This is a genomic window from Frankia sp. AgPm24, assembly GCF_023243055.1.
GTDB classification, from domain to species: Bacteria; Actinomycetota; Actinomycetes; order Frankiales; family Frankiaceae; genus Frankia; species Frankia umida.
The window spans coordinates 22,013-24,805 of sequence record NZ_JALKFW010000143.1; the positions used below are offsets into that span (position 1 = coordinate 22,013).

1 protein-coding gene and 1 pseudogene are annotated in these 2,793 nt (G+C 64.9%); both read right to left on the reverse strand.

Annotation, left to right across the window (positions count from 1 at the left end):
* Positions 1–1,853 precede the first annotated feature (1,853 nt).
* Entirely contained in the window at positions 1,854–2,552 is a 699-nt protein-coding gene (locus MXD61_RS06635; RefSeq protein ID WP_248811949.1) for a hypothetical protein, read from the reverse strand.
* Between the two features lie 36 nt (positions 2,553–2,588).
* Positions 2,589–2,711: pseudogene (locus tag MXD61_RS27915) on the reverse strand (nitrogenase component 1); the annotation flags it as partial.
* Positions 2,712–2,793: the final 82 nt, after the last annotated feature.

A 2,793-nucleotide genomic window follows, 5' to 3' on the forward strand; every position in this document is an offset into this window, starting at 1 on the left:
CAACAGCGCCCTGGGAGCCCTGCGGGCCCTGGGAGCCCTGCGTACCGGCGGCGCCCTGAGCACCAAGACCACCCTGGGAGCCCTGCGGGCCTTGCGTCCCAACGCCAACAGCGCCCTGCGAGCCCTGCGGACCCCGTGTACCCGGGGTACCAGGAATGCCCTGTGGTCCCTGTGGTCCCTGTGGTCCCGTTTTGTCAAAGATGTCGATATTCTGCGGAATTCGAGTTCCGGGGTTTATCGCCCCGCCGGGGCCGGGAACTTCGAAAGTGTTTTGTACGACCTCTCTGGCGGCCGGGCTGGCGGCGATGGCGGGGAGACCCTGAGTGCCTCCAAGCAGGCCCAGAAGGCCGCTTGTCGCCGTCGCCAGAAAGACAGCCCTGGCGACATTCTTGTTCAAAGACTGATGATTCACGGCAGCTGTCTCCGTTTACGTGCGCGGGAAGTTTGGTTTGTCAGTGAAAAATTTGCCCTGTATGGCGCCTGGCCCCATGCCGCCCCTGGCGCACGACCACCGCCTGGTGGCCAAACCGGCGAGCGCCAGCACAGCCTCCGGCTCGGAACCCGTAGCACCGCAGGCGTATCCGGGCGATGGCCCACCAACGGCAGGATCGGCAGAGCAACGTTCGGACGCGGTGCGGTCAGCTCGATCTCTGCCATGCGAACAGTTGAGGAGCGCGACCGCGGGACCAGAGCACTGCGACTGGTAAGGGACCTGCGAGAGTCGGTGAAATATGTCTGCCGGTCCTGGATTCAAGCAGAAGTCCGTCCGACAGGGCAACGACCGGAGGGATGATGGAAAATGGTCGATTTACCCCTCGGGCAGACTTCTTTTCTATTACCTTGCGATGGGGTAGTGGATTGGAACACTGACATCCATCCCGCCCGTGGCGTACGCGGTCACGCCTCTCCCTCCTAGCATCTCGGCGACATCGGACGTGTTTTGTCGATTGCATCGAACGGTTACACAGTGCGGTATGCGACTGGTGCGCCTTTCACTATCAGAACGGACTTTCTCGATGGCTCGACGGCCGGTCCGATGGCCTCCATGGATACCAGCCCGAAGGAACAGCGCACGCGCAACGCGCCGACGAGCGATTAGCTTGGCGAAGCAGTCGAGAGACCAGGCGCCACATAACTGTGAATCCACAACCGAGTGGAGAAAGGCGACAGAGATGCGCGGCCAGCGCCAAGTTCCGCGGAGACTTCCAAACATCGTCCGGCCTGGCCGCCGGCACGCGGATTTCACGGGCCATAAACGAGCTGATAACCAACCTGTCCCAGGTTTTTTCAGGGTGCAGAACTGGCTGCGGTCCGGGAGTTTTGCCGGCGAGATAGGTGGGGGTCGCAGCGACCAAAGCGTCCGGAGCGGTGTCGAACGCATCGATGTCGAGTGGGGAGAACGCCCGGCGGAACATGGGTTCGTCGGGAATCTGCACGGTCTCCTGTGGCGCTCCGGGCAGGATCGGGCTGACACCGGAACCTTCATGATCACTTTCAGGGAGTTCGTCGCCCTGATCCGTGGTGAGCCGGGTCTGCCGCTGACGGAGCTCGGCCTCGATCAGCTATCTGGCTGGGACCCGGCGCTGCCTCCGAGGCCACTGCGCGAATTCCGATCAACCGGTCGTGGCGCTTCTGCACAGGGAGAGACATGACGATCATCCTGTCCGTAACGTCGATGCCCACGTACTACTCGCCAGATCAGGATTCGTACCGCTCCGCAGCGACCTGCCCAGGTATCCATCGGACGGTGGGGTCCTTGTTCGTCGAGCGCCGGGACAGCGAGTTCCGGGATCTGTGCGTCCTCGTCGGTCCCCTGGAGCAGTCTTCGATCGACCAGGCCGGTGAGTCGGCAGCTATCCGTCGCCGGGGGGCCGGTGTCGTGGCCGCCGCACCCGCAGCCCCCCGACTGGTGACCCGGCCGGGCTGCGGCCGTTGAGGCCAGCGTCGGAAGCGGGATGGCGGTCGACGCCGGTGTGGGGGGCCAGCGGCCAGACCGGGGGTACGTGCGCGTCCATCGCCTTGCGCAGCCAGGGAGGCGCGCCGCCGGCGAGCACGCGGACGAACCTGTCGAGAAGTCCCTCGATGGGGGTACCCGACTCGATCCGCATCGGATGAATGCCGGCCTTGATGACCCTCGCGGCCGCCGTACCGCAGATGCCGCACATGTTCAGAATCGCGCAGTCGCGGACCGCCGCCACCCGCGAGTCAATCTTGTCGAGCTCCTCCAACCGCTGGATTGTGAACTCCCGGACCTCGAACAGCAGGGCGTCCCGCAGATCGCCGATGACGATCTCGTCCCACGGCGCGTCCGCCAGCACGGGGGCCGGCGTCGGCGACACTGCCGCGACGAGCGACGGGCCGACGAGGACGGCGACGGTCGGCCTTTCCGTCGCCCCGTACGTCGCCCCTTCCGTGGGCTCGTCGGCCGACCAGTCGTCGGACATTCCGTCCCGGAAGTCCGGTGTGGATACTCTGACAATCAGCGGTGGCGCCGCATGCTCCGTCCCCGGTATGTCCGTGGCGGCGTACCGGTCCCGGCGATACTGCAGCAACTGCCCGGTGATGTCCTCACCGCCGACCTCGGTGATCCCGGTGGACTGCAGCGGGACAGGCTCGTTGTAGTGCCGGACCAGCAGTTCGTGGGCGAGCGAGGAGCAGCCCTTCGAGCCATGCAGGATCGGTATCGCGTTGGCCAGGCTGAGAAATACCAGCGCCGCCCCTACCCGTCAAGATGAGGTGAGTCAGGCGATGGCTATCATCTTATGACCTGGGCGGGTTGGGAGAGGAAGATCG